This is a genomic window from Myroides albus, assembly GCF_024722315.1.
GTDB classification, from domain to species: Bacteria; Bacteroidota; Bacteroidia; order Flavobacteriales; family Flavobacteriaceae; genus Flavobacterium; species Flavobacterium album_A.
Genome location: NZ_CP102754.1, coordinates 3429579 through 3449710 on the forward strand (window position 1 = coordinate 3429579; position 20132 = coordinate 3449710).

The following is a 20132-nucleotide window of genomic DNA, read 5'->3' on the forward strand; positions in this document are numbered from 1 at the left end:
AAATTAAGTAATGGAAGAAAAAAAATTAGATCGTAACAGTATTGTCGGCTTTATTATTATAGCTGGTTTGCTTATTTGGATGATGTTAAACAACATCAATAATGAGAAAGAATCTATTAAAAAAGATGCTGAAGTAGCTCAAAAAGAAGTTGTAGCAAAGGCAGAGTCTGAAAAAATTGAAACTGCTATTTCTACGCATACTCAAAGCGATTCATTAATGAATGAATCTCTTCGTGCAACATTAGGCCAATTTGCATACAGTGCTACGTTACCTTCTGCACAAGGCGGAAATACTGAACTTAAAAGTGAGTTCCTAACTCTTGTAGTAGAGAATAAAGGAGGAGCTTTAAGTAAAGTTATTGTTAATGACGAAAAGAGATTTAGTAAAACATCAGATGAGATTGTATCTCTAATTAGTGATAACAACTCTAATTTCAACTTAGAGATTCACACAACTGATAACAGAGTATTCAATACAAAAGATTTATACTTTGAACCAGAATTAACTAAAGAAGGAGAGAATCAAGTATTATCAATGAAATTAAAAGCATCTGATAATCAATTCTTAGAATATCGCTATGTGCTTAAACCAAGTGATTATATGATTGACTTCTCAATCCGTACTCAAGGTTTAAATAAGATAGTTGATTTAAGCAAGACTCCTCAATTAAACTGGGAATTGAAGTCATTTAGAAATGAGAAAAGTATCTCTTATGAAAATAGATATACCCGTTTATACTACGAGTATGAGAAAGGTAAAGACAATGACTTAAGTCCTACAAGTAAATTAGATGAGAAAACAGTTAAAGATTTAACTTATGTTGCTTACAAACAACACTTCTTTACTTCTGTATTATTAACAGATAAAGCATTTACTTCTGCTAATTTTGTTTCTAAAAATTTAGTAAATGACGAGAAGGTAGATACTGTGTTTACAAAAGCATTTGCTGCTACAATGCCTTTAGAGTATACTAATGGGGAATTAAACTATGATATGAACTGGTTCTTTGGACCATCTGATTACAAGATTTTAAAATCTTATGATAAAAATCTTGATAATATTGTTCCACTTGGTTGGGGGATCTTTGGATGGTTAAACCGTTTCTTATTTATTCCAGTATTTGGATTATTAAGTTCTTTCCTACCATATGGTATTGCAATTATTATTTTAACTGTTTTAGTAAGATTGCTAATTTCTCCATTGACATATAAATCGTATTTGTCTCAAGCTAAGATGAAAGCTATTCGCCCAGAAGTTACTGAGTTGAATGAGAAATACAAAAATGACCCAATGAAGAAACAGCAAGAGACAATGGCTTTGTATTCTAAAGCTGGTGTGAATCCAATGGCTGGATGTATCCCTGCTATATTACAGATTCCAATTTTCTATGCTTTATTCCAGTTCTTTCCGTCTGCATTTGATTTAAGACAGAAATCATTCTTGTGGGCAGATGACTTATCATCTTATGACTCGGTATTGCATTTACCATTTAGTATTCCTTTTTATGGTGACCACGTAAGTTTATTCCCATTATTGGCTTCGATTGCAATTTTTATTTATATGAAAATGACTACAGGAGATCAACAAATGGCTGCACCTACACAAGAAGGTATGCCTGATATGGGGAAATTAATGAAGGTGATGATTTATATTTCTCCAATTATGATGTTATTCTTCTTTAATAACTATGCATCTGGTTTGAGTTTATACTACTTTATTTCTAACTCTATTACAATTGGTATTATGTATGTAATTAAAAACCATATTGTAAAAGAAGACAAGATTAAAGCAATCATTGAAGACAATAAAACAAAAAAACGTCCAAAAGGAAGGTTCCAACGTAAAATGCAAGAGATGATGGAACAAGCTCAAGAACAGCAAAAATTAAAAGAGCAACAAAACAAAAAGAAATAATCAATTATATTTAATATTTTTAACACCTCTGATCAAATTCAGAGGTGTTTTTTTTTATGAAAATTGCAATTGTAGGAATGGGAAACATGGGCAGTACTTTTGCCAATGGTTTTATAAACTCAAGGTTTATTAACCCAACAGATGTATTGATTTATACACGTTCAAAAAAGGTTTTAGAGGATAATAGAAATATTCACAAACTATCTTATCGATATGAATTGGATAGTGGTATCGCTACTTGTGATATTGTAATTTTAGCAGTAAAACCCCAAGACTTTTCTACATTAGCTGATGATTTAAAAAAATTTATACATCAAGATCAGATTATAGTTTCGGTAATGGCTGGAGTCTCAATTGATCGCTTGAAAAAGGATTTACTGGTAACTAAAATAGTACGCTCGATGCCAAATCTGCCAACACAAATAGGAAAAGGAATGACTGTGTTTACTGCTTCAGAAGAGTTGGATAGAAAAGAGTTGTTCATTATACAAAATTTGATAAATACAACTGGTAAATCTGTTTATGTATTAGAAGAGCATAAAATAGATGCGGCAACTGCTATATCAGGTAGTGGTCCTGCTTATGTATTTTATTTTATGGAAGCAATGATACAAGCTGCAATTTCTTATGGTTTTGAACCTTCACAAGCCGAGTTATTAGTAAAACAAACCATATCAGGTGCTCTTGGTTTGTATGAGGCAAACTCGTTATCTACACAAGATTGGATTGCTAAAGTATCTTCTAAGGGAGGGACTACAGAGCAAGCAATTAAATATTTTAATGAAGAAGATATCTTACAAAAGTTAGTAGAAGGAGTTAATAGAGCAAAAGCACAGTCAGAGTTACTGGGCAAACAAACTAAGTAAGAAAAATAGATTTTATCTATAGTTAAATCATAATTATAAGATAAGATAAATTCAAAAGCTTTTTGTATTGCGGCATTTCTTGTAAATTTGCCACAATATTTTTATTATGAAGAAAAGAGTAGTAGTAGGTCTTTCGGGAGGTGTAGACTCAAGTGTCGCAGCTTATTTACTGAAAGAACAAGGGTATGAAGTTATTGGGCTCTTCATGAAAAACTGGCACGATGATTCTGTGACAATTTCTAATGAATGTCCATGGTTAGAAGATAGCAACGATGCTTTAATGGTCGCTGAGAAGCTTGGAATTCCATTCCAAACAGTAGACTTAAGTGAACAATATAAAGAGAAGATTGTAGATTATATGTTTAAGGAGTATGAGAATGGTCGTACCCCTAATCCAGACGTATTGTGTAATCGCGAGATTAAGTTTGATGTATTTATGAAAATTGCATTGAGCTTAGGAGCGGACTACGTAGCTACAGGTCATTATTGTCGTAAGGATGAACAAGTGATAACAAAAGATGATGGTACACAAGAGACAGTGTATAAATTATTAGCAGGAGTAGATCCTAATAAAGACCAATCTTATTTCTTATGTCAGTTATCACAAGAGCAATTAGCTAAGGCATTATTTCCTGTAGGGGAGTTGTTAAAGCCTGAGGTCAGAGAGATAGCAGCCAAGATGAATTTAATCACAGCTGATAAGAAAGATTCTCAAGGATTGTGTTTTATTGGAAAAGTGAGATTACCTGAGTTCTTGCAACAACAGTTGCAAAGAAAAGATGGTCTTATCTATGAAATAGCAAAGGATTCACCAATTTACAATAAAGAACAAGCAGAAGCTGAGGCTGTATCTCTAGAAGAGACGCTGTATAATGAAGCTAAATCTATTGTATATGCTCCTGAGATGGGTAAAAAAGTAGGAGAGCACTTTGGAGCTCACTTCTTTACTATCGGTCAACGTAAAGGGCTAAATGTAGGAGGAACAGCAGAACCCTTGTTTATTATAGGTACTGATGTGAAAGAGAATATCATTTATACTGGACAAGGAAGCGATCACCCAGGGTTGTTTCACAAGGCATTATTTGTAAAAGAATCGGAAATACATTGGATTAGAGAAGATCTGGCATTGCAAGAAGGAGAAACAATGTCTATATTAGCACGTATAAGATATCGCCAACCGTTGCAAAAAGCAACATTACACAAAGTGAAAGAGGGGATGTATGTGCGTTTTGACCAACCGCAATCTGCAATTACAGAAGGACAATTTGTATCTTGGCATATCGAAGACGAACTTATCGGTTCGGGTGTAATTTCGAAACTATAATCAACCAAAATACAATGAAGAATAAAATAGTAGAACTTTTTAATATCCAGTATCCTATTGTACAGGGGGGGATGATATGGAATAGTGGCTATAAATTGGCCAGTGCAGTGAGTAATGCAGGTGGTTTAGGACTTATAGGCGCGGGGTCTATGTATCCAGACGTATTGCGAGAGCATATTCAAAAGTGCAAGAAAGCTACAGATAAACCTTTTGGGGTAAATGTCCCTATGCTATATCCTAATATCCAGGAGATTATGGACATTATTGTAGAGGAAGGCGTGAAGATCGTTTTTACTTCTGCAGGTAATCCTAAAACGTGGACTTCTTTCTTAAAAGAGCATGGTATCACTGTGGTACACGTAGTTAGCTCCTCTAAATTTGCTTTAAAAGCACAAGAGGCCGGGGTGGACGCTGTAGTAGCAGAGGGCTTTGAGGCTGGAGGTCACAACGGTAGAGAAGAAACTACAACACTGACATTAATCCCAATGGTGCGAGAGAAGATTGATATCCCTTTAATTGCAGCAGGTGGAATAGCTACAGGTAGAGGAATGTTAGCTGCTATGATATTAGGTGCAGATGGAGTACAGATGGGAACGCGATTTATAGCATCCGAGGAGAGTTCTGCACATGACAACTTTAAGAATCTACTCTTAAATGTACAAGAGGGAGATACGACTTTAACTTTAAAAGAACTTGCTCCTGTACGCTTAATCAAGAATGAGTTTTATACAGGGTTACAAGAATTATATGCAAGATGTGCTACTGTTGAAGAATTAAAAGAATACTTAGGCAGAGCAAGAGCTAAAAAGGGAATGTTTGAAGGAGATTTAGTAGAAGGGGAGTTAGAAGTCGGACAGATCTCTGGATTAATTCACAAAATCGAACCTGTTGCTGATATTGTAAAGAATGTTATTGCAGAGTTTGAAATAGCCAAAAAAGAAGTAGCTCATTTTTAGTGAGAAATGAATAATAGAGAGTCATACAGTGTTTTTTATTAATAAAAACATTGTATGACTTTTTGCTATTTATTACTAAAATCATATATTTAGGAGCTTAAAAAAATATAACATAAAAAAATCACAACTAAAATATGAGTTATTATAAAATAGAGAATTTAGAACAATACTTTAAACACTATAAAAAATCCGTACGAGAACCTCGTAAATTTTGGGGTAAAATAGCAGAAGAAAACTTTGTTTGGTATCAAGTATGGGACAAAGTATTTGAGTTCGATATGGAAGAATCAAAATTTCAATGGTTTGTCAATGGTAAGCTAAATATTGTCAAAAACTGTATTGATCGTCATTTAGCAAAAAGAGGTGAGAAGCCAGCGATACTATTCGAACCTAATAATCCAGAAGAACAATCTGAAACGATCACCTATAATGACTTATATAATAGAGTGTGTAAAATGGCCAATGTTCTAAAAGAACAAGGAGTTAAAAAGGGAGATAGAGTATGTATCTATTTGCCGATGATTCCAGAGTTGGCAATCTCTATGTTAGCCTGTGCTCGTATTGGGGCTATACACAGTGTTATATTTGCAGGATTTTCTTCTTCTGCTGTATCTAAGCGTATTAACGACGCTGAATGTAAATTCGTAATCACCTCAGATGGAAGCTACAGAGGTAGTAAAACGATACCTTTAAAACCAATTATAGACGAAGCCTTAGAATCTTGTCCAGGTGTAGAGAAAGTTCTTTTAGTAAAAAGAACCGGAGCTGAAATAGCTTTTAAAGAGGGTAGAGATATGTGGTTGGCACCACTTTTAGAAGAAGCATCAATTAATCACGTTGCACAAGTAATGGATGCAGAAGATCCTTTGTTCATTCTTTACACTTCTGGATCTACAGGATCGCCTAAAGGCATGGTACACACTACAGCAGGATATATGGTACAAACTGCTTATTCATTTAAAAACATCTTTGATTACAAAGATGAGGATATATTTTGGTGTACAGCAGACTGTGGGTGGATTACAGGACATTCATATATAATCTATGGACCATTGCTAAACGGTGCAACAACAGTGATGTTTGAAGGAGTTCCTTCTTACCCAACTCCAAGTAGATTCTGGGATATTATAGACAAATATAAAGTAACCCAGTTCTATACAGCACCTACGGCTATTCGTTCATTAATGACAGAAGATTACAGTTATGTAAATTCTCATGATCTTTCAAGTCTTAGAGTTATAGGTTCAGTAGGAGAACCAATTAACGAGGAAGCTTGGCACTGGTATAATGACCATGTAGGAAAGAAAAGATGTCCTATTGTAGATACGTGGTGGCAAACAGAGACAGGAAGTATCTTAGTATCTCCACTGCCATTTATTACACCTACAAAACCTACCTATGCAACTTTGCCACTACCTGGTATACAAGCAGTGTTAATGGATGAGAAAAGAAATGAGATTGAAGATAATCAAGTGGATGGCTCGTTGTGTATTAAATTTCCATGGCCTTCGATGGCACGTACTATTTGGGGAGATCACGAAAGATATAAAGAAACTTACTTTAGTAAATTCCCTGGAAAGTACTTCACAGGTGATGGTGCATTAAGAGATGAAGTTGGATATTACAGAATCACTGGACGTGCTGATGATGTTGTTATTGTATCTGGTCACAACTTAGGTACAGCACCAATTGAAGATGCAATTAATGAACATCCAGCTGTTGCAGAAAGTGCTGTAGTAGGATATAAACATGATATAAAAGGAAATGCTCTTTATGGATTCATCACTTTAAAAGTAGAAGGGGAGACCAGAGATAGAGAGAATTTAACAAGAGAAATTAATCAGTATATCTCAAGTCACATTGGACCTATTGCTAAATTAGATAAAATCCAATTTGTAGAGAGTTTACCTAAAACGCGTTCGGGTAAGATTATGAGAAGAATACTTCGTTCTATTTCTAATGGAGAAACTAAAGAATTTGGAGATGTATCAACATTAATTAATCCAGAAGTTATTCAAAAAATAATAGATAGTAAAAAGTAAATATAAAAAAGCCCTAAGTAATGAACTTAGGGCTTTTTTATGATAATTAAACTCAAACATTAATTCAATTAGATCAAAATAACTAATATTGATACGATTACCAATGCTAAACCTATGAGGTTTTGCTTTGATAGTTTTTCTTTAAACCCAAAATAACCTATTAGCGTTCCCAGTATAATTACTCCAAAGTTCATCCCTGCAAAAACAGTAGTAGGACTTTGAGCGAAAACTTGATGTGCTTTCATATAGAACAAGATATTGATAAAATTGAGTACTCCCAATAAAATACCGTATACTAATGTATTCTTATTCACTGTAAACAAAGAATTTCTTTTGTAAATAGTAATAATAAAATAATAAAGTAAAGTGAGTATTAACGCGCTAAAGAAGACATAAAACAAAGAACTTGTATAAGGAACTTCACTATAAAGTGCTAACTGCTTAAATAAAATATCAATTACTCCAAATCCTATAAAAGTTAATAGAGGAAAAATAATATTCTTTTTACTTTCTGACAATGTTTCAGAAACCGAATTAGGTCTTTGCAATATTAAGTAAACAGAAGCCAATCCTATAAATAAAGCAATATAGCGCTGGGTAGAAATCTGTTCTTTAAAAATAAAAATTGCTGCAAGAATTGGTATAAACAATGACATTCTTTGAGCTATATCAGTTCGTATTATACCAGAATAAAAAATAGATAAGTATTGAACTACAAAAATAGTTGGCAATAATAAACCTAAAAGAATAATAGTTAAAATTGGTAGATTTAAAGAAAGCTGATTAAGTTCTACATTAAAATTAAAATATGATAGCAAGACAGTTATAATATAATTTAGTAAAACCATTTGCATTATATTTGCATTTGTCTTCTTGCTGAATTTGAATAAGATACCTACAGAAACACTTCCTAAGATACTCAATATTAGGTATAACATGAGTTTTTAAATTAAATTCATCAAATTTAGCATTATTCATTACAAATTATAGTATAATCTACCTATTAAAATTAAATTGCAATTTTTACGATAATACATATTATGTAAAATAGACTTTTGAGAATACTCCTGACTTCAACTTCTTTCATTTAAAAATATTAAATATCTTAGCAACTTAAAGCTTTTAAACTATGACTAAAAAAGAAAAAGTTCAATTCGTTATTGATACTTTAGATGCTATATATCCTGAAATCCCTGTACCATTAGATCACAAAGACCCGTATACTCTTTTAATTGCTGTATTACTATCTGCACAATGTACTGACGAACGCGTAAACAAGATAACACCAATATTATTTGCAAAAGCTGATAATCCTTTTGATATGATTAAATTATCAGTTGAAGAGATTAAAGAAATTATCCGTCCTTGCGGTCTATCTCCTATGAAATCCAAAGGAATTTATGGATTGTCAAGAATCTTAGTAGAAAAATACGATGGACAGGTACCTGCAGATATGGAAGCATTAGAAGCATTGCCAGCTGTAGGACATAAAACAGCAAGTGTTGTAATGTCACAAGCTTTTAATATACCAGCCTTCCCTGTAGATACTCATATCCATAGACTTATGTATAGATGGAATTTCTCAAACGGAAAAAGTGTACAGCAAACCGAAAAAGATGCTAAGAGATTATTTCCTAAAGACAAATGGAACAGACTACATCTACAGCTTGTTTGGTATGGTCGTCAATATAGTCCTGCCCGTGCATGGAACCTTGAAATAGATATAATTACAAGTGTTATAGGTAGAAAAACGGTGATTAACGATTACTACAAAAAGAAAGCACCTAAGAAAAAATAATCTTAGGTGCTTTTTGTTTAATTTCTATTGTTAATAATTAAACAATTTGTTTTAATGCCATTTAAACTTAAGTTATTAAGACTTTTTGAATAGTTGAGTATAAAATCAATTGTCTTTTGTTTCGGCATTAAAACATCTTGTTTTCTTGAATAGTAGATGTTTTTCATAAGCGAAAATGTTTTATTGTTTATATACTAAACGATAAAACTCATCACTTTATTATTGTTCACTCAAAATAATATTATTCTCATTGATTAACTTTCTCAAATTGAGCAATGCATATCGCATTCGACCTAAAGCAGTATTAATACTAACATCAGTCTGTTCTGCAATTTCTTTGAAGCTTAAATCTTGATAAATTCTCATAAAAACAACTTGTCTTTGATCTTCAGGTAATTCATCGATTAAAGAGCTCAAATCTTTTTCAATTTGTTCTTTTATTAAAACACTTTCAATCGTATCGCCTTCATCTCTAATCATTGAAAAGTAAGAAAACTCATCTGTGTCATTGACAACTTGAGACCTCTTCTCTCTCCTATAATGGTCCATGACAAGATTATGAGCAATTCGAATTACCCAAGGAAGGAATTTACCTTCTTCGTTATATCTTCCTGATTTAAAAGTATGGATGACTTTAATAAAAGTATCTTGAAAGATATCATCTGCAAGTTCAGAGTTTGATACTTTTGAAAAAATGAAACCATATAATTTCGCTTGGTGTCTTTTAATAAGTACTTCCAAAGCATTCTCCGCGCCGTCAACATATAACTTTATAAGTTTAGCGTCTGGCATTTCACTGTATACCATAACAATTTCTTTTAATAGCAATATTTATATTTCTAATCTAAAAGTAATTATGTTTAATAGGCACTGATTGTTTATGATTTCAAAGCAAATATAGAAAAATTTTGTTAAAAAAAATAAAAATAGTTTAAATTTTAATCTTGTAGAAACTATACCTATATAAAAGTACTATTATTTGCTAAATTTATTCTTCTACTCTACTTTAAATAGTGTAAAGAATCATTTATCTTTGTATTTCTAACTTTCAAAAGTATAATGAAGAATATACAAAAAGATCTTTCATTAGTAGATCCTAAAAAAAATATAATCATAAAAGGAGCACAACTTCACAATTTAAAGAATATTGATGTTGTTATCCCAAGAAACAAATTTGTTGTTATAACAGGATTATCTGGTTCTGGAAAATCGAGTTTAGCTTTTGATACTTTATATGCTGAAGGACAGCGACGTTACGTTGAAAGTCTTTCTTCTTATGCAAGACAATTTCTTGGCCGTATAGATAAACCTAAAGTTGAGTATATCAAGGGGATTGCACCTGCTATTGCAATTGAACAGAAAGTGAATACCACTAATGCAAGGTCCACTGTAGGAACATCCACAGAGATTTATGATTACATGAAATTGCTCTATGCTCGCGTTGGTAAGACCTACTCTCCTATCTCAAATCAACTTGTAAAAAAAGATACAGTTACAGATGTATTAGACTATATCAAAACATTTGAATTAGAAGCTAAGCTATTGTTATTAGCTCCTATTAAGCTTGAGAACGATAGGCTTTTAAGTGAGCATCTAAATATTTTATTACAACAGGGATACGCCCGTATTTTAGTTGATAATAAAATGAATAGATTAGATCAGTTTCTTCAAGATAATTCAGCAGAGAATATTGATCAAACAGCTATTGAAAAAGTCTTTTTAATTGTTGACCGTCTTGTAGTTAAAGAAGATGAAGAGTTTTTTAATCGATTAGGTGATTCTGTAGAATCTGCTTTTTTTGAAGGAAAAGGCGAATGTTTTTTACAAGATTTGTCAAATCAGAAAACACAACACTTTTCTAATCGATTTGAATTAGATGGCATCACTTTCTTAGAACCTAATATTCACTTATTTAGTTTCAATAACCCTTATGGTGCTTGTCCTTCTTGTGATGGATATGGCAATATTATTGGAATAGATGAGGAATTAGTTGTGCCGAACACTGTTTTGTCAGTTTATGAGAATGCTATATTTCCTTGGAGAGGGGAATCGATGGGCTGGTACAAAGATCAATTAGTGAACAACGCTTATAAGTTTGACTTTCCTATACACAAACCTTATTTTGAATTGAGTGAAGAACAAAAACAGTTAATTTGGAATGGGAATGAATTTTTTACTGGATTAAACGATTTCTTTACTGAATTAGAAGAAAAGAATTATAAGATTCAAAATAGAGTACTATTATCACGTTATAGAGGGAAAACAAAATGTCCTCACTGTAAAGGCAAAAGGCTTAGAAAAGAAGCTAATTACGTTAAAGTTGGGCAAAAGACCATATCAGAATTAGTAGATCTGCCTATAAAGCAATTAATACCTTTCTTTAAACAATTAGAATTAAATGCTTATGATGCTCAAGTTGCCAGTCGTTTACTATTGGAAATAAATAATAGACTTGGGTTTTTAAGTAATGTAGGATTAGAATATCTAACCCTAAATAGAAACTCAGCTTCTTTATCAGGTGGAGAATCACAGAGAATTAATTTGGCCACTTCACTGGGAAGTAGTCTTGTTGGTTCAATGTACATTTTAGATGAGCCAAGTATTGGCTTGCATCCAAAGGATACAGAAAAACTTATCGACGTTTTAGAAAACTTAAAAAAACTGGGAAATACTGTAATTGTTGTTGAACACGATGAAGATATAATGAAAGCTTCAGATGAAATTATAGATATTGGCCCCGAAGCTGGTACACACGGAGGGCAACTTGTTGCTCAAGGTGATTATAATTCCCTCTTAAGTTCTGAGGATTCCTTAACTGCAAAGTACTTAAGTGGAAGGTTATCTATTCCTATACCTCTAAAAAGGAAAAAGTATAAGTATTTCATCGAAGTTGTTGGAGCAAGAGAAAATAACTTAAAGAATATTGATGTTACTTTTCCATTAGAGTGTTTGACTATAATCACAGGAGTTTCTGGCTCAGGTAAATCAACTTTAGTTAAGAAAATCTTATTCCCTGCCCTTCAGAAAAAGCTGACTGGAATGAGTGATAAACCTGGACAATTTACTGAGTTAAAAGGAGATTTTTCAAATATAAAAGCAGTTGAATATGTCGACCAAAATCCTATTGGTAGAAGTTCTCGATCTAATCCTGTTACCTATATCAAGGCCTATGACGATATACGAGATTTGTTTTCAAAACAACAATTATCTAAATTAAGAGGTTATCAACCTAAGCATTTTTCTTTTAATGTTGACGGTGGTCGCTGTGAAACTTGTAAAGGAGAAGGAACTGTTACAGTTGAAATGCAATTCATGGCTGATGTTCACTTAGATTGTGAAACATGTCATGGCAAGCGTTTCAAAAAGGAAATCTTAGAAGTAAACTTTGAAGGCAAAAATATAGACGATATATTAACGATGACAATTGACGATGCAGTTGCCTTCTTCGACTTGCACAAGCAAAGCAAGATTACGACTAAACTAAAGACTTTACAAGATGTAGGATTGGGCTATGTTCAACTTGGTCAATCTTCGTCAACCCTATCTGGGGGTGAAGCACAGCGAATCAAATTAGCTTCTTTCCTCTTAGCTGGTACTACACGAGAAAAAATGTTATTTGTATTTGATGAACCGACAACAGGACTTCATTTTCACGACATTAGAAAACTATTAAATTCATTTAATGCTCTAATAGATAAAGGACACTCTATCATTGTGATTGAACACAATCTGGATATGATTAAATGTGCTGATTACATTATCGATATAGGACCTGAAGGCGGTGATAATGGCGGTAATTTAGTTGCTTTTGGAGCTCCCGAAGATATTGCCAAAAATAAGGAATCTATAACAGGTAAATACCTTGCTGAAAAGCTTAAAGCATAAAGATAAAAAAAGAGGGGATTTTTCAATCCCCTCTTTTTTTATAACTTATCTATAATTGCAGCTAACCTTTCAGTCAAACGCTTTCTGCTAAAATATTGCAAGCCCATAGCGTATACTTGTAGTTTATTCTGTTGATATAAATCGAAGTACGCTAAGATTATATCTCTAATTTTATCTTTCTCACTATAGAGTGCAATCTTACCTGTATTGGTCTGTTGTATAATTTCAAAGAAATCTGATTCTTCTGGACCAATAGCCAATATTGGACGCTCAGAAGCCATATATTCAAAAAGTTTTCCTGGAATAATAGACTTAGTATCATCTGAATCAATCTCAACAAGTAATAAAACTTGAGATGATCTCATCTGAAGTAATGAATCTTTATGATTTATATATCCTTGATTATTTGTACATGAATCCAGTTTAAACTCTTTGATCGTTTCTAAAATATCATCACTTACTCGACCAACTAATTTTAATTCAAAAGCATCTTTAAAGGCTTTATTCTCTTTTCTAAGTTCACTTAAAGCTTTCCAAAATACTCTTGGATTTCTATCTGATAGAAATGAGCCGATGTGTGCGATGGTAAACTTTTCATCCAAGGCAACCTTTGGCACATCAGTTATATCATACCCATTAGTGATGATAGAAATAGGTTTATTAGTCTTGGTTTCAAACTCCTTTCGAGTACCTTTGCTGGTTACTATGATGTGATCAGCTGTATTTAAAACCTCAATCTCTAATTGTTCATGAGCAGCCTTCGAGCGCTTTGACAGCTTTAATTCTTTGTGATATCCAATAGTAGTCCAAGGATCTCTAAAATCAGCAATCCACTTAATATTCAAATCTTTCTTTAGCCCCTTGCCAATCAAGTGCATACTATGAGGTGGCCCTGTTGTAATCACTTTAGTTATATCGGGATTATTCTTTAAATACTCTTTCAAATATTTAATTGAAGGTGTAACCCACCCTACTCTTGAATCAGGAATAAACATATTACCTCTAATCCAAAGTAGTATTTTCTCTAATTTAGTTTGATTACGGTGATTTGAAATCATTCCAGCACTCATTGCTTTTGCTTTCTTACTACCAAATAAATCAGCAAATCGATAAGGCTCTTTTATACTATTTCTAAGGATGGTAACCTCCTCCTTAACCTCTTTACTTATTTCTGAATCAATAATAGGATAAGTCGGATTATCCGGAATATACACTATTGGTTCTATATTAAAGTCAGGCAAATATTTTACAAATTTAAGCCATCTTTGAACCCCTGGTCCCCCTGCAGGTGGCCAATAATAACTTATAATTAAAACTCTTTCCTTCATCTTTTTAATCTCTTCTTTTCTGTTGATAAGCAATTAATCCAATTGTTAATAAAATTATGACAATAAAGCTAATTAACGAAATTTTACTCCCTTTTTTAATTACTTCAGGTTCAAATGTAAATTCTATCTCATGTTTCCCTTTTGGAATTTCTAATCCTCTTAAAACATAATTTACTCCCACTAAGTTATTTACTTCTTTTCCATCTATTTTAACAACCCATCCTTTTGGATAGTATATTTCAGAGAAAACAGCAAAACCATCGTGTGAATTATTACTCTGATAAACTATTTTATTTGCTGCGTAACTCACTAAGTTAATTTGACTAAGTGAATCAACTGTATAATTATCTTTTATGGAAACTTGATCAAATGCCGTTGAATTTAAAATAGCATTGGTTTTAGATTTAAAGCCTGAAAGTGCCTTCATTTCCTCATCTGCAGTCTTTACTTTATCAATAGTAGATACAAACCAAGCATTTCCATTAACTTCTTGATTAACTAAAGGTATATCGTTATTATCTTGATCTTTCTGGATGATATACTTAACATTCAACATATTGAGTATCTCCATATTACTTTTACTAATCTGATAATCCATTAATTGCTGCATTCTCATCGGTTTTGCAGCGTGATAACCTCCAAGAGAATTGTGAAAGTACGAAGATCTTGCACTACTAAAGCCACCCTGAACTTCAAAAACTCTAAAATGTGCTGGATCTGACAAAATAGCCTTATCTGCTTCTGTTGGCATAAAAGGTTCTTCCATTTGTCTTTTTGCTACAAATTTCGAGTCATTTACATATTTTCTATCTACTACTACAAGGTCAACAGTAATTAAAAAACCAATGATTATCAAAGCGTAGTTCGCTGCTAACTTTCCTTTATTAACAACAAATAAAACTACAGCAGTTACAAGTACAAAAAACAAGCTTCTAAGTAAATCACTGGTATAAATAGATTTTCTATCCTCTATTAAAGCCCTTACAAAGCTATTGCCATACTCACCGTACATTTGCTTATAAGCAGCGTCATTCAATCCTGAGAAACTCAATGTTCCCTTTATAGCAAATAAAAATAATAACACCCCTCCACTAATAGCTGTGGTATACTTAATTGCTTTTAATTGTTCTTCTTTAGTCACCTTTGAAAAACTGTATAACCCCAACATTGCCAATGCAGGAACACATAGCTCCAAGATAACTTGAATTGAGGAAACAGCTCTAAACTTGTTGTACAAAGGAATATAATTAATAAAGAAATCCGTTAGTAAAGAAAAGTTCTTTCCCCAAGATAGTAGAAGAGATACAAGAGCTCCAGCTATAAAAATATACTTGATCTTTCTCTTTTCAACGAAAAACGCCAATACAAATAAGAAAAAGACTACTGCTCCTATGTATGCTGGGGCAGCGACAATGGGTTGATCTCCCCAATAAGTTGGTGCTTGTTCTGAAAATTGTTTAGCTTCTATTGGATTAGCACCAATTGAAGTTGCAAACTTAAACATACTTGAACTCTCATCTAACTTTTCGGCATTTCCACCGCCAGTTAGACGAGGCACAATAAGATTCAAACTTTCAAACTTTCCATAACTATATTCCGTAATATAGTCATAAGACAATGAATGTGAAGTGTCTATTTTACTTCCATCTGGATTAAAAGTAAGTTCATTCTGACCCCTTGTACTAAACTTTGTATATTCTGAAGTTGCCAATAAATTGGTAGCATTGGCTCCTATACTCAATATACCAGTAACTATAAAAATACCATAGGCAATACCCAGGGATTTAAAATCTTTTACCTTGATGTATAAAACAGTATAATAGGCTGTAACAATTAGCAATAACAACAATAAGTAATAAGTCATTTGAAAGTGATTCGCATTAATTTCTAATGCAGCTGCAAACACAGTCAATATGGATCCAACTACCCATTTCTTTCGGAATACTAACATTACTCCTGCTAACACCATTGGCATATAAGCAATAGCATGTGCCTTTGCATTGTGCCCAACTCCTAAAATAATGATTAAATATGTTGAAAAACCAAAAGCCAATGCACCTATAAATGAGCGCAGTGGCTTTAACCCCAAGGAAATCATTAAAGTATAAAAACCAATAAAATACAAGAAAAGATAATCTGCTGGACGAGGTAAACTACGCAGTGCAGAATCAATCTTTTTAATATAATTATGTGGGTATTTAGCTCCTAATTGATAAGTGGGCATTCCACCAAATGCACTATTTGTCCAATAAGGTTCTTCACCTGTTTTCTTGCGAAATTCAATCTGCTCTTTTGCCATACCCGTATATTGAACAATATCAGATTGACTAATAGTCTTACCGGATAATACTGGAGAAAAATAAGCTAATGAAATAAAAACAAAACCAATAACAATTAGCAAGTGAGGTAATATCTTCTTTATGGTGTCCATCTTTAATTAGGAGTTTAATTTTTTTTATGATTCGCTAAATTAAATAAATTAAATGGAGCAATGAAGAATCACCTATAAAATTAGACACAAAAAAAGGTTCTGATTATCAGAACCTCTATTTTTTATCTATCTCTTCAAATTCAATGTATTCGCCCACAATTTTTGTTGATCGAGGCACCTTACCTCCTGTATCATCATTATTTGTTGTTTGATTAGACGAAGTTGAACTATTATTTTGTTGATAGAAATCTTGTTGTCGTTGTTGAAAATTCTCACTTGCTTTCTTTGCCGCCTTAATGACAAGCATCGGAAACAAATATCGCATAGCGAATTTAAATGCATAATAAACTAAGATTATTATACATAATGTTTTTAGAAAACCTGTAAAAGAAGCTGTATCCATAACCTTTTCATTTTTTTCAAAAATAGAAATTATAATAAGACTACTACAAAATATAGTCTTAAAATATTGATAAAACTATTTACTTTATGAGATTAATATAACTTATTCTTCTATCCATTTAGTATATCCTCCGTCAAGTTCATACACTTGTAGAAAACCTTCATTGACCAATGCTTGTTTTGCCTTTGCACTTCGCTTTCCAGATTTACAGAAAATGTAAATAGGCTCTTGTTTATCGAATTGTTTCATTTGATCAATGAAATCTTCTTTTAAGAAGTCAATGTTTTTTGCCTCTCCTATACTTCCCTCACTAAATTCTTTCGCAGTTCGCACATCTATTACATTGCTTTTATTATCTTTAGATATAACTTCAAAAGATTCTTTATTCAATAAAAATTTATCATTATTCTCCTGTGCATAACTAGCAGATAACGATAAACTTGACAGCATTACCGTTAAAAAAAGTGTTTTAATCATCATACATTTGTTAATAGTGGTTTAAAAAAATGACAAATGTCATTGTAATAGGCTTGCTATTCAATTACATTTGTTTCAAATATACTAAAAATGACTATATCTCTTATACAAAAATATAATGTTCCCGGTCCAAGATATACCAGTTATCCCACTGTTCCCTATTGGGATCAAGAGACTTTTAAAAGAAATCTATGGATAGATTCTTTTAAAAAAGCTTTTAGGGAATCAAATGCAAATGAAGGAATAAGTATCTATATACATCTTCCTTTTTGCGAAAGCCTTTGTACTTTTTGTGGTTGTCACAAAAGAATTACGAAAAGACATGAGGTTGAACAACCTTATATTCAGGCTTTGTTGAAAGAATGGGAGTTATATTGTAATGAATTTGACGAAACGCCAATTATAAAAGAGATTCACTTAGGAGGAGGTACTCCTACGTTTTTTTCTACAGAACACTTAACAATGTTAATCAATGGGATTACCTCTAAAGCCAAAATCGCGGATAACCATGAGTTTAGCTTTGAAGGACACCCTAATAACACGACAAAAGGTCACCTTCAAACCCTTTATAATTTGGGCTTTAGAAGAGTTAGTTTTGGCGTGCAAGATTACAACCCTGAAGTACAAAAAGCAATACATAGAATACAATCCTTCCACGATGTAGCAAGAGTTACTGTATGGGCCAAAGAAATAGGATATACTTCTATATCACATGATATAATTTATGGATTGCCATTCCAAAAGTTAGAGCACATCATCGACACAATCGAAAAGACAAAATCGCTATCTCCTGATCGTCTTGCCTTTTATAGCTACGCACATGTACCTTGGATAAAAGGAAGTGGTCAACGTGGATTCAAAGATTCTGACGTTCCTAAGGATGATGAAAAACGCCTTTTATATGAAAAAGGGAAAGAATTGCTGCTAAAAAACGATTATGTAGAAATAGGTATGGATCATTTTTCTCTTAAAAGTGACTCTCTCTACAAGTCTTTAAACAATGGCAATATCCACAGAAACTTTATGGGGTATACTTCTTCTAAAACGATGTTAATGGTAGGTTTAGGTGTATCATCTATTAGTGATAGTTGGTATGCATTTGCACAGAATGAAAAGGACATAGAGAAGTATTACCAGCTTTTAGATCAGAATACAATTCCTGTGGTTAAAGGTCATATTCTCAATGAAGAAGATTTAATTATACGAAAACATATATTAAACTTGATGTGTTCACTTTCAACGGATCTTACAGAAGATTTAGACAAGGTTGATTTTTCAACGACACTTAGTGAGATGAAAGAGTTTGAAAGTGATAAACTCATAGAAGTAAAAGGAAATACTATTAAAATTACAAGAAAAGGCAGAGCCTTTGTTCGAAACATCTGTATGGCCTTCGATTTGAGGTTACAGGCGAATAAGCCAGATAGACAGTTGTTTTCAATGACAATTTAGTATATTTATAATAGTATTTTAAAGTATCAGATAATGAAAATAGAAAAAATAATCACCTTTTTAGTCCTACTGGTCTTTGTTTATGGGATTTATAGCTTGGATGCTTCCAATTTATGGTCAGTTCAAATCAACTGGTTTTCGCATTTAAGCTTTATCATCTTTGCTGTATACCTTGTGTATTCTTTAAAGAAAGCGGCAAGACAACAAGATCAGGAGAACGCTAAGAAAGGGGAATAAAAATTGTCATTTGTTTATTGCTAAATGTTTATTTCAAAGCATTAGCTATTCAAAAAGAGGGAACCAATGGTTCCCTCTTTTCATTTTGTTATTTACAAATATCTTATAACCACTCCATTAAAGAAATTCCAATTCCTATATTGGTTTGATTCCAATTGTAATCAATCATAGAATCCCCGTAGCCATTGCTAATTGCCAGAAATGCCTTTAAGTGATTCTTTATCGGATATGACCAGGTAAACTCCGTATAGCCTTTATGGTGTTCATTAAACCTAAAATTAGTTCTGAAATTCAAGGTAAACACATGACCCCAATTGGCATACACAGCATTAAACTCACCTTTTCCTACATATTCTGTAATCTGAGGGTTATCATCTGCATTAGCCTTTTCTCTCAACCTTAACCATGGTCTTACAAAGAAAGTCCATCGGTCGTACTCCATCCCCAAATGCATTGTAAAGCGATTCCAACTTCGGGACTCTGGTAGACTCTGACCATTAGACTGATGATTAAACCCAAATCCTATCATTTTAAATTTCAATCTATTCCAACTTAAATTCAAAGGATAATTAAACAAGAGTTCTGGTTCATAATTCAACTCTCTAAAGGGTCTTGATAAATCGCCATTATACGCCTGCCAATTGGCAGTCTGTGTAAAAGCAACCCATAGATCACCTTTTCCGAAAAACAACCCTTGAACCACCTTAGTCTTAAAGCTAATCTGAAATTTAATCTCTAAATTATCATAATCTTTGTGTTCGGTAGAAACATTTGGCTCACTTAAACTTGCAGGCAATTCATTAGGCTTATTCACATAGCGAAAAGGCAAAATATAAACTGGCTTATAGGGACTAATCGTAAAAGTTCTTCCTCTTGTCTCTGGGGTTAATTCCCATCTTTGATCTAATCCTTGATTTTGCCTATCTTGACTAAACAGCAAATCATCAGCTTCTTGAGCATATATACTATAGCTACTTAAAGCAAACGAGATTAATAGTATTCTTTTAATCATAATTAG

General features: G+C 32.7%; 16 protein-coding genes. 9 read left to right on the forward strand and 7 right to left on the reverse strand.

Annotated elements, in window-relative coordinates; all coding sequences use genetic code 11:
• Positions 1-10 precede the first annotated feature (10 nt).
• The 5 genes from yidC to acs all read left to right on the forward strand — a co-directional run bounded on the left by yidC (position 11) and on the right by acs (position 7103).
• A complete protein-coding gene (gene yidC, locus NWE55_RS15300) occupies positions 11-1915 on the forward strand; it encodes a membrane protein insertase YidC (RefSeq protein ID WP_258204380.1) in 1905 nt (634 codons plus the stop codon).
• 56 nt (positions 1916-1971) lie between these two features.
• Positions 1972-2781, forward strand: coding sequence for a pyrroline-5-carboxylate reductase (gene proC, locus NWE55_RS15305; protein ID WP_155091485.1), 810 nt, complete (start codon positions 1972-1974; stop codon positions 2779-2781).
• 106 nt (positions 2782-2887) lie between these two features.
• Positions 2888-4105: a tRNA 2-thiouridine(34) synthase MnmA gene (gene mnmA / locus NWE55_RS15310; RefSeq protein WP_155091486.1), complete on the forward strand. Its 1218-nt coding sequence runs from the start codon at positions 2888-2890 to the stop codon at positions 4103-4105.
• Entirely contained in the window at positions 4105-5061 is a 957-nt protein-coding gene (locus NWE55_RS15315; protein WP_258204735.1) for an NAD(P)H-dependent flavin oxidoreductase, read from the forward strand. The genes mnmA and NWE55_RS15315 overlap by 1 nt, the downstream gene beginning before the upstream one ends.
• A 134-nt stretch (positions 5062-5195) precedes the next feature.
• On the forward strand, positions 5196-7103 hold the full coding sequence (gene acs, locus NWE55_RS15320) for an acetate--CoA ligase (RefSeq protein WP_155091488.1): 1908 nt from the start codon (positions 5196-5198) through the stop codon (positions 7101-7103).
• A gap of 68 nt (positions 7104-7171) precedes the next feature.
• Here acs and NWE55_RS15325 read toward each other — a convergent pair whose 3' ends face one another.
• Complete coding sequence (locus NWE55_RS15325) at positions 7172-8041, reverse strand: DMT family transporter (protein ID WP_258204381.1); 870 nt, start codon at positions 8039-8041, stop codon at positions 7172-7174.
• Between the two features lie 191 nt (positions 8042-8232).
• Here NWE55_RS15325 and NWE55_RS15330 point away from each other — a divergent pair, with 191 nt between their 5' ends.
• On the forward strand, positions 8233-8901 hold the full coding sequence (locus NWE55_RS15330) for an endonuclease III domain-containing protein (RefSeq protein WP_155091490.1): 669 nt from the start codon (positions 8233-8235) through the stop codon (positions 8899-8901).
• 219 nt (positions 8902-9120) lie between these two features.
• On the opposite strand, the gene NWE55_RS15335 is transcribed toward NWE55_RS15330, so the two are convergent.
• Complete coding sequence (locus NWE55_RS15335) at positions 9121-9708, reverse strand: RNA polymerase sigma factor (RefSeq protein ID WP_155091491.1); 588 nt, start codon at positions 9706-9708, stop codon at positions 9121-9123.
• 252 nt (positions 9709-9960) lie between these two features.
• Here NWE55_RS15335 and uvrA point away from each other — a divergent pair, with 252 nt between their 5' ends.
• Positions 9961-12786: an excinuclease ABC subunit UvrA gene (gene uvrA, locus NWE55_RS15340; RefSeq protein ID WP_155091492.1), complete on the forward strand. Its 2826-nt coding sequence runs from the start codon at positions 9961-9963 to the stop codon at positions 12784-12786.
• 38 nt (positions 12787-12824) lie between these two features.
• Here the strand turns inward: uvrA and NWE55_RS15345 are convergent, their stop codons facing one another.
• From NWE55_RS15345 to NWE55_RS15360, 4 genes are all read right to left on the reverse strand, one after another.
• Positions 12825-14123 carry a glycosyltransferase family 4 protein gene (locus NWE55_RS15345; RefSeq protein WP_258204736.1) on the reverse strand — a complete coding sequence of 433 codons (1299 nt, stop codon included), beginning with the start codon at positions 14121-14123 and terminating at the stop codon, positions 12825-12827.
• Positions 14119-16545 carry a YfhO family protein gene (locus tag NWE55_RS15350; protein WP_258204382.1) on the reverse strand — a complete coding sequence of 809 codons (2427 nt, stop codon included), beginning with the start codon at positions 16543-16545 and terminating at the stop codon, positions 14119-14121. The genes NWE55_RS15345 and NWE55_RS15350 overlap by 5 nt, the downstream gene beginning before the upstream one ends.
• Positions 16546-16660: 115 nt before the next feature.
• Positions 16661-16948, reverse strand: a complete 288-nt coding sequence (locus tag NWE55_RS15355; RefSeq protein WP_155091495.1) for a DUF4834 family protein — start codon at positions 16946-16948, stop codon at positions 16661-16663.
• A gap of 102 nt (positions 16949-17050) precedes the next feature.
• Complete coding sequence (locus NWE55_RS15360) at positions 17051-17428, reverse strand: rhodanese-like domain-containing protein (protein ID WP_155091496.1); 378 nt, start codon at positions 17426-17428, stop codon at positions 17051-17053.
• Between the two features lie 87 nt (positions 17429-17515).
• On the opposite strand from NWE55_RS15360, the gene hemN reads away from it, so the two are divergent.
• Together hemN and NWE55_RS15370 are read left to right on the forward strand one after the other, a co-directional pair.
• Entirely contained in the window at positions 17516-18877 is a 1362-nt protein-coding gene (gene hemN, locus NWE55_RS15365; RefSeq protein WP_155091497.1) for an oxygen-independent coproporphyrinogen III oxidase, read from the forward strand.
• A 33-nt stretch (positions 18878-18910) separates the two neighbouring features.
• Positions 18911-19114, forward strand: a complete 204-nt coding sequence (locus tag NWE55_RS15370) for a hypothetical protein (RefSeq protein ID WP_155091498.1) — start codon at positions 18911-18913, stop codon at positions 19112-19114.
• Between the two features lie 103 nt (positions 19115-19217).
• Here the strand turns inward: NWE55_RS15370 and NWE55_RS15375 are convergent, their stop codons facing one another.
• Positions 19218-20126: a phospholipase A gene (locus NWE55_RS15375; protein ID WP_155091499.1), complete on the reverse strand. Its 909-nt coding sequence runs from the start codon at positions 20124-20126 to the stop codon at positions 19218-19220.
• Positions 20127-20132: the final 6 nt, after the last annotated feature.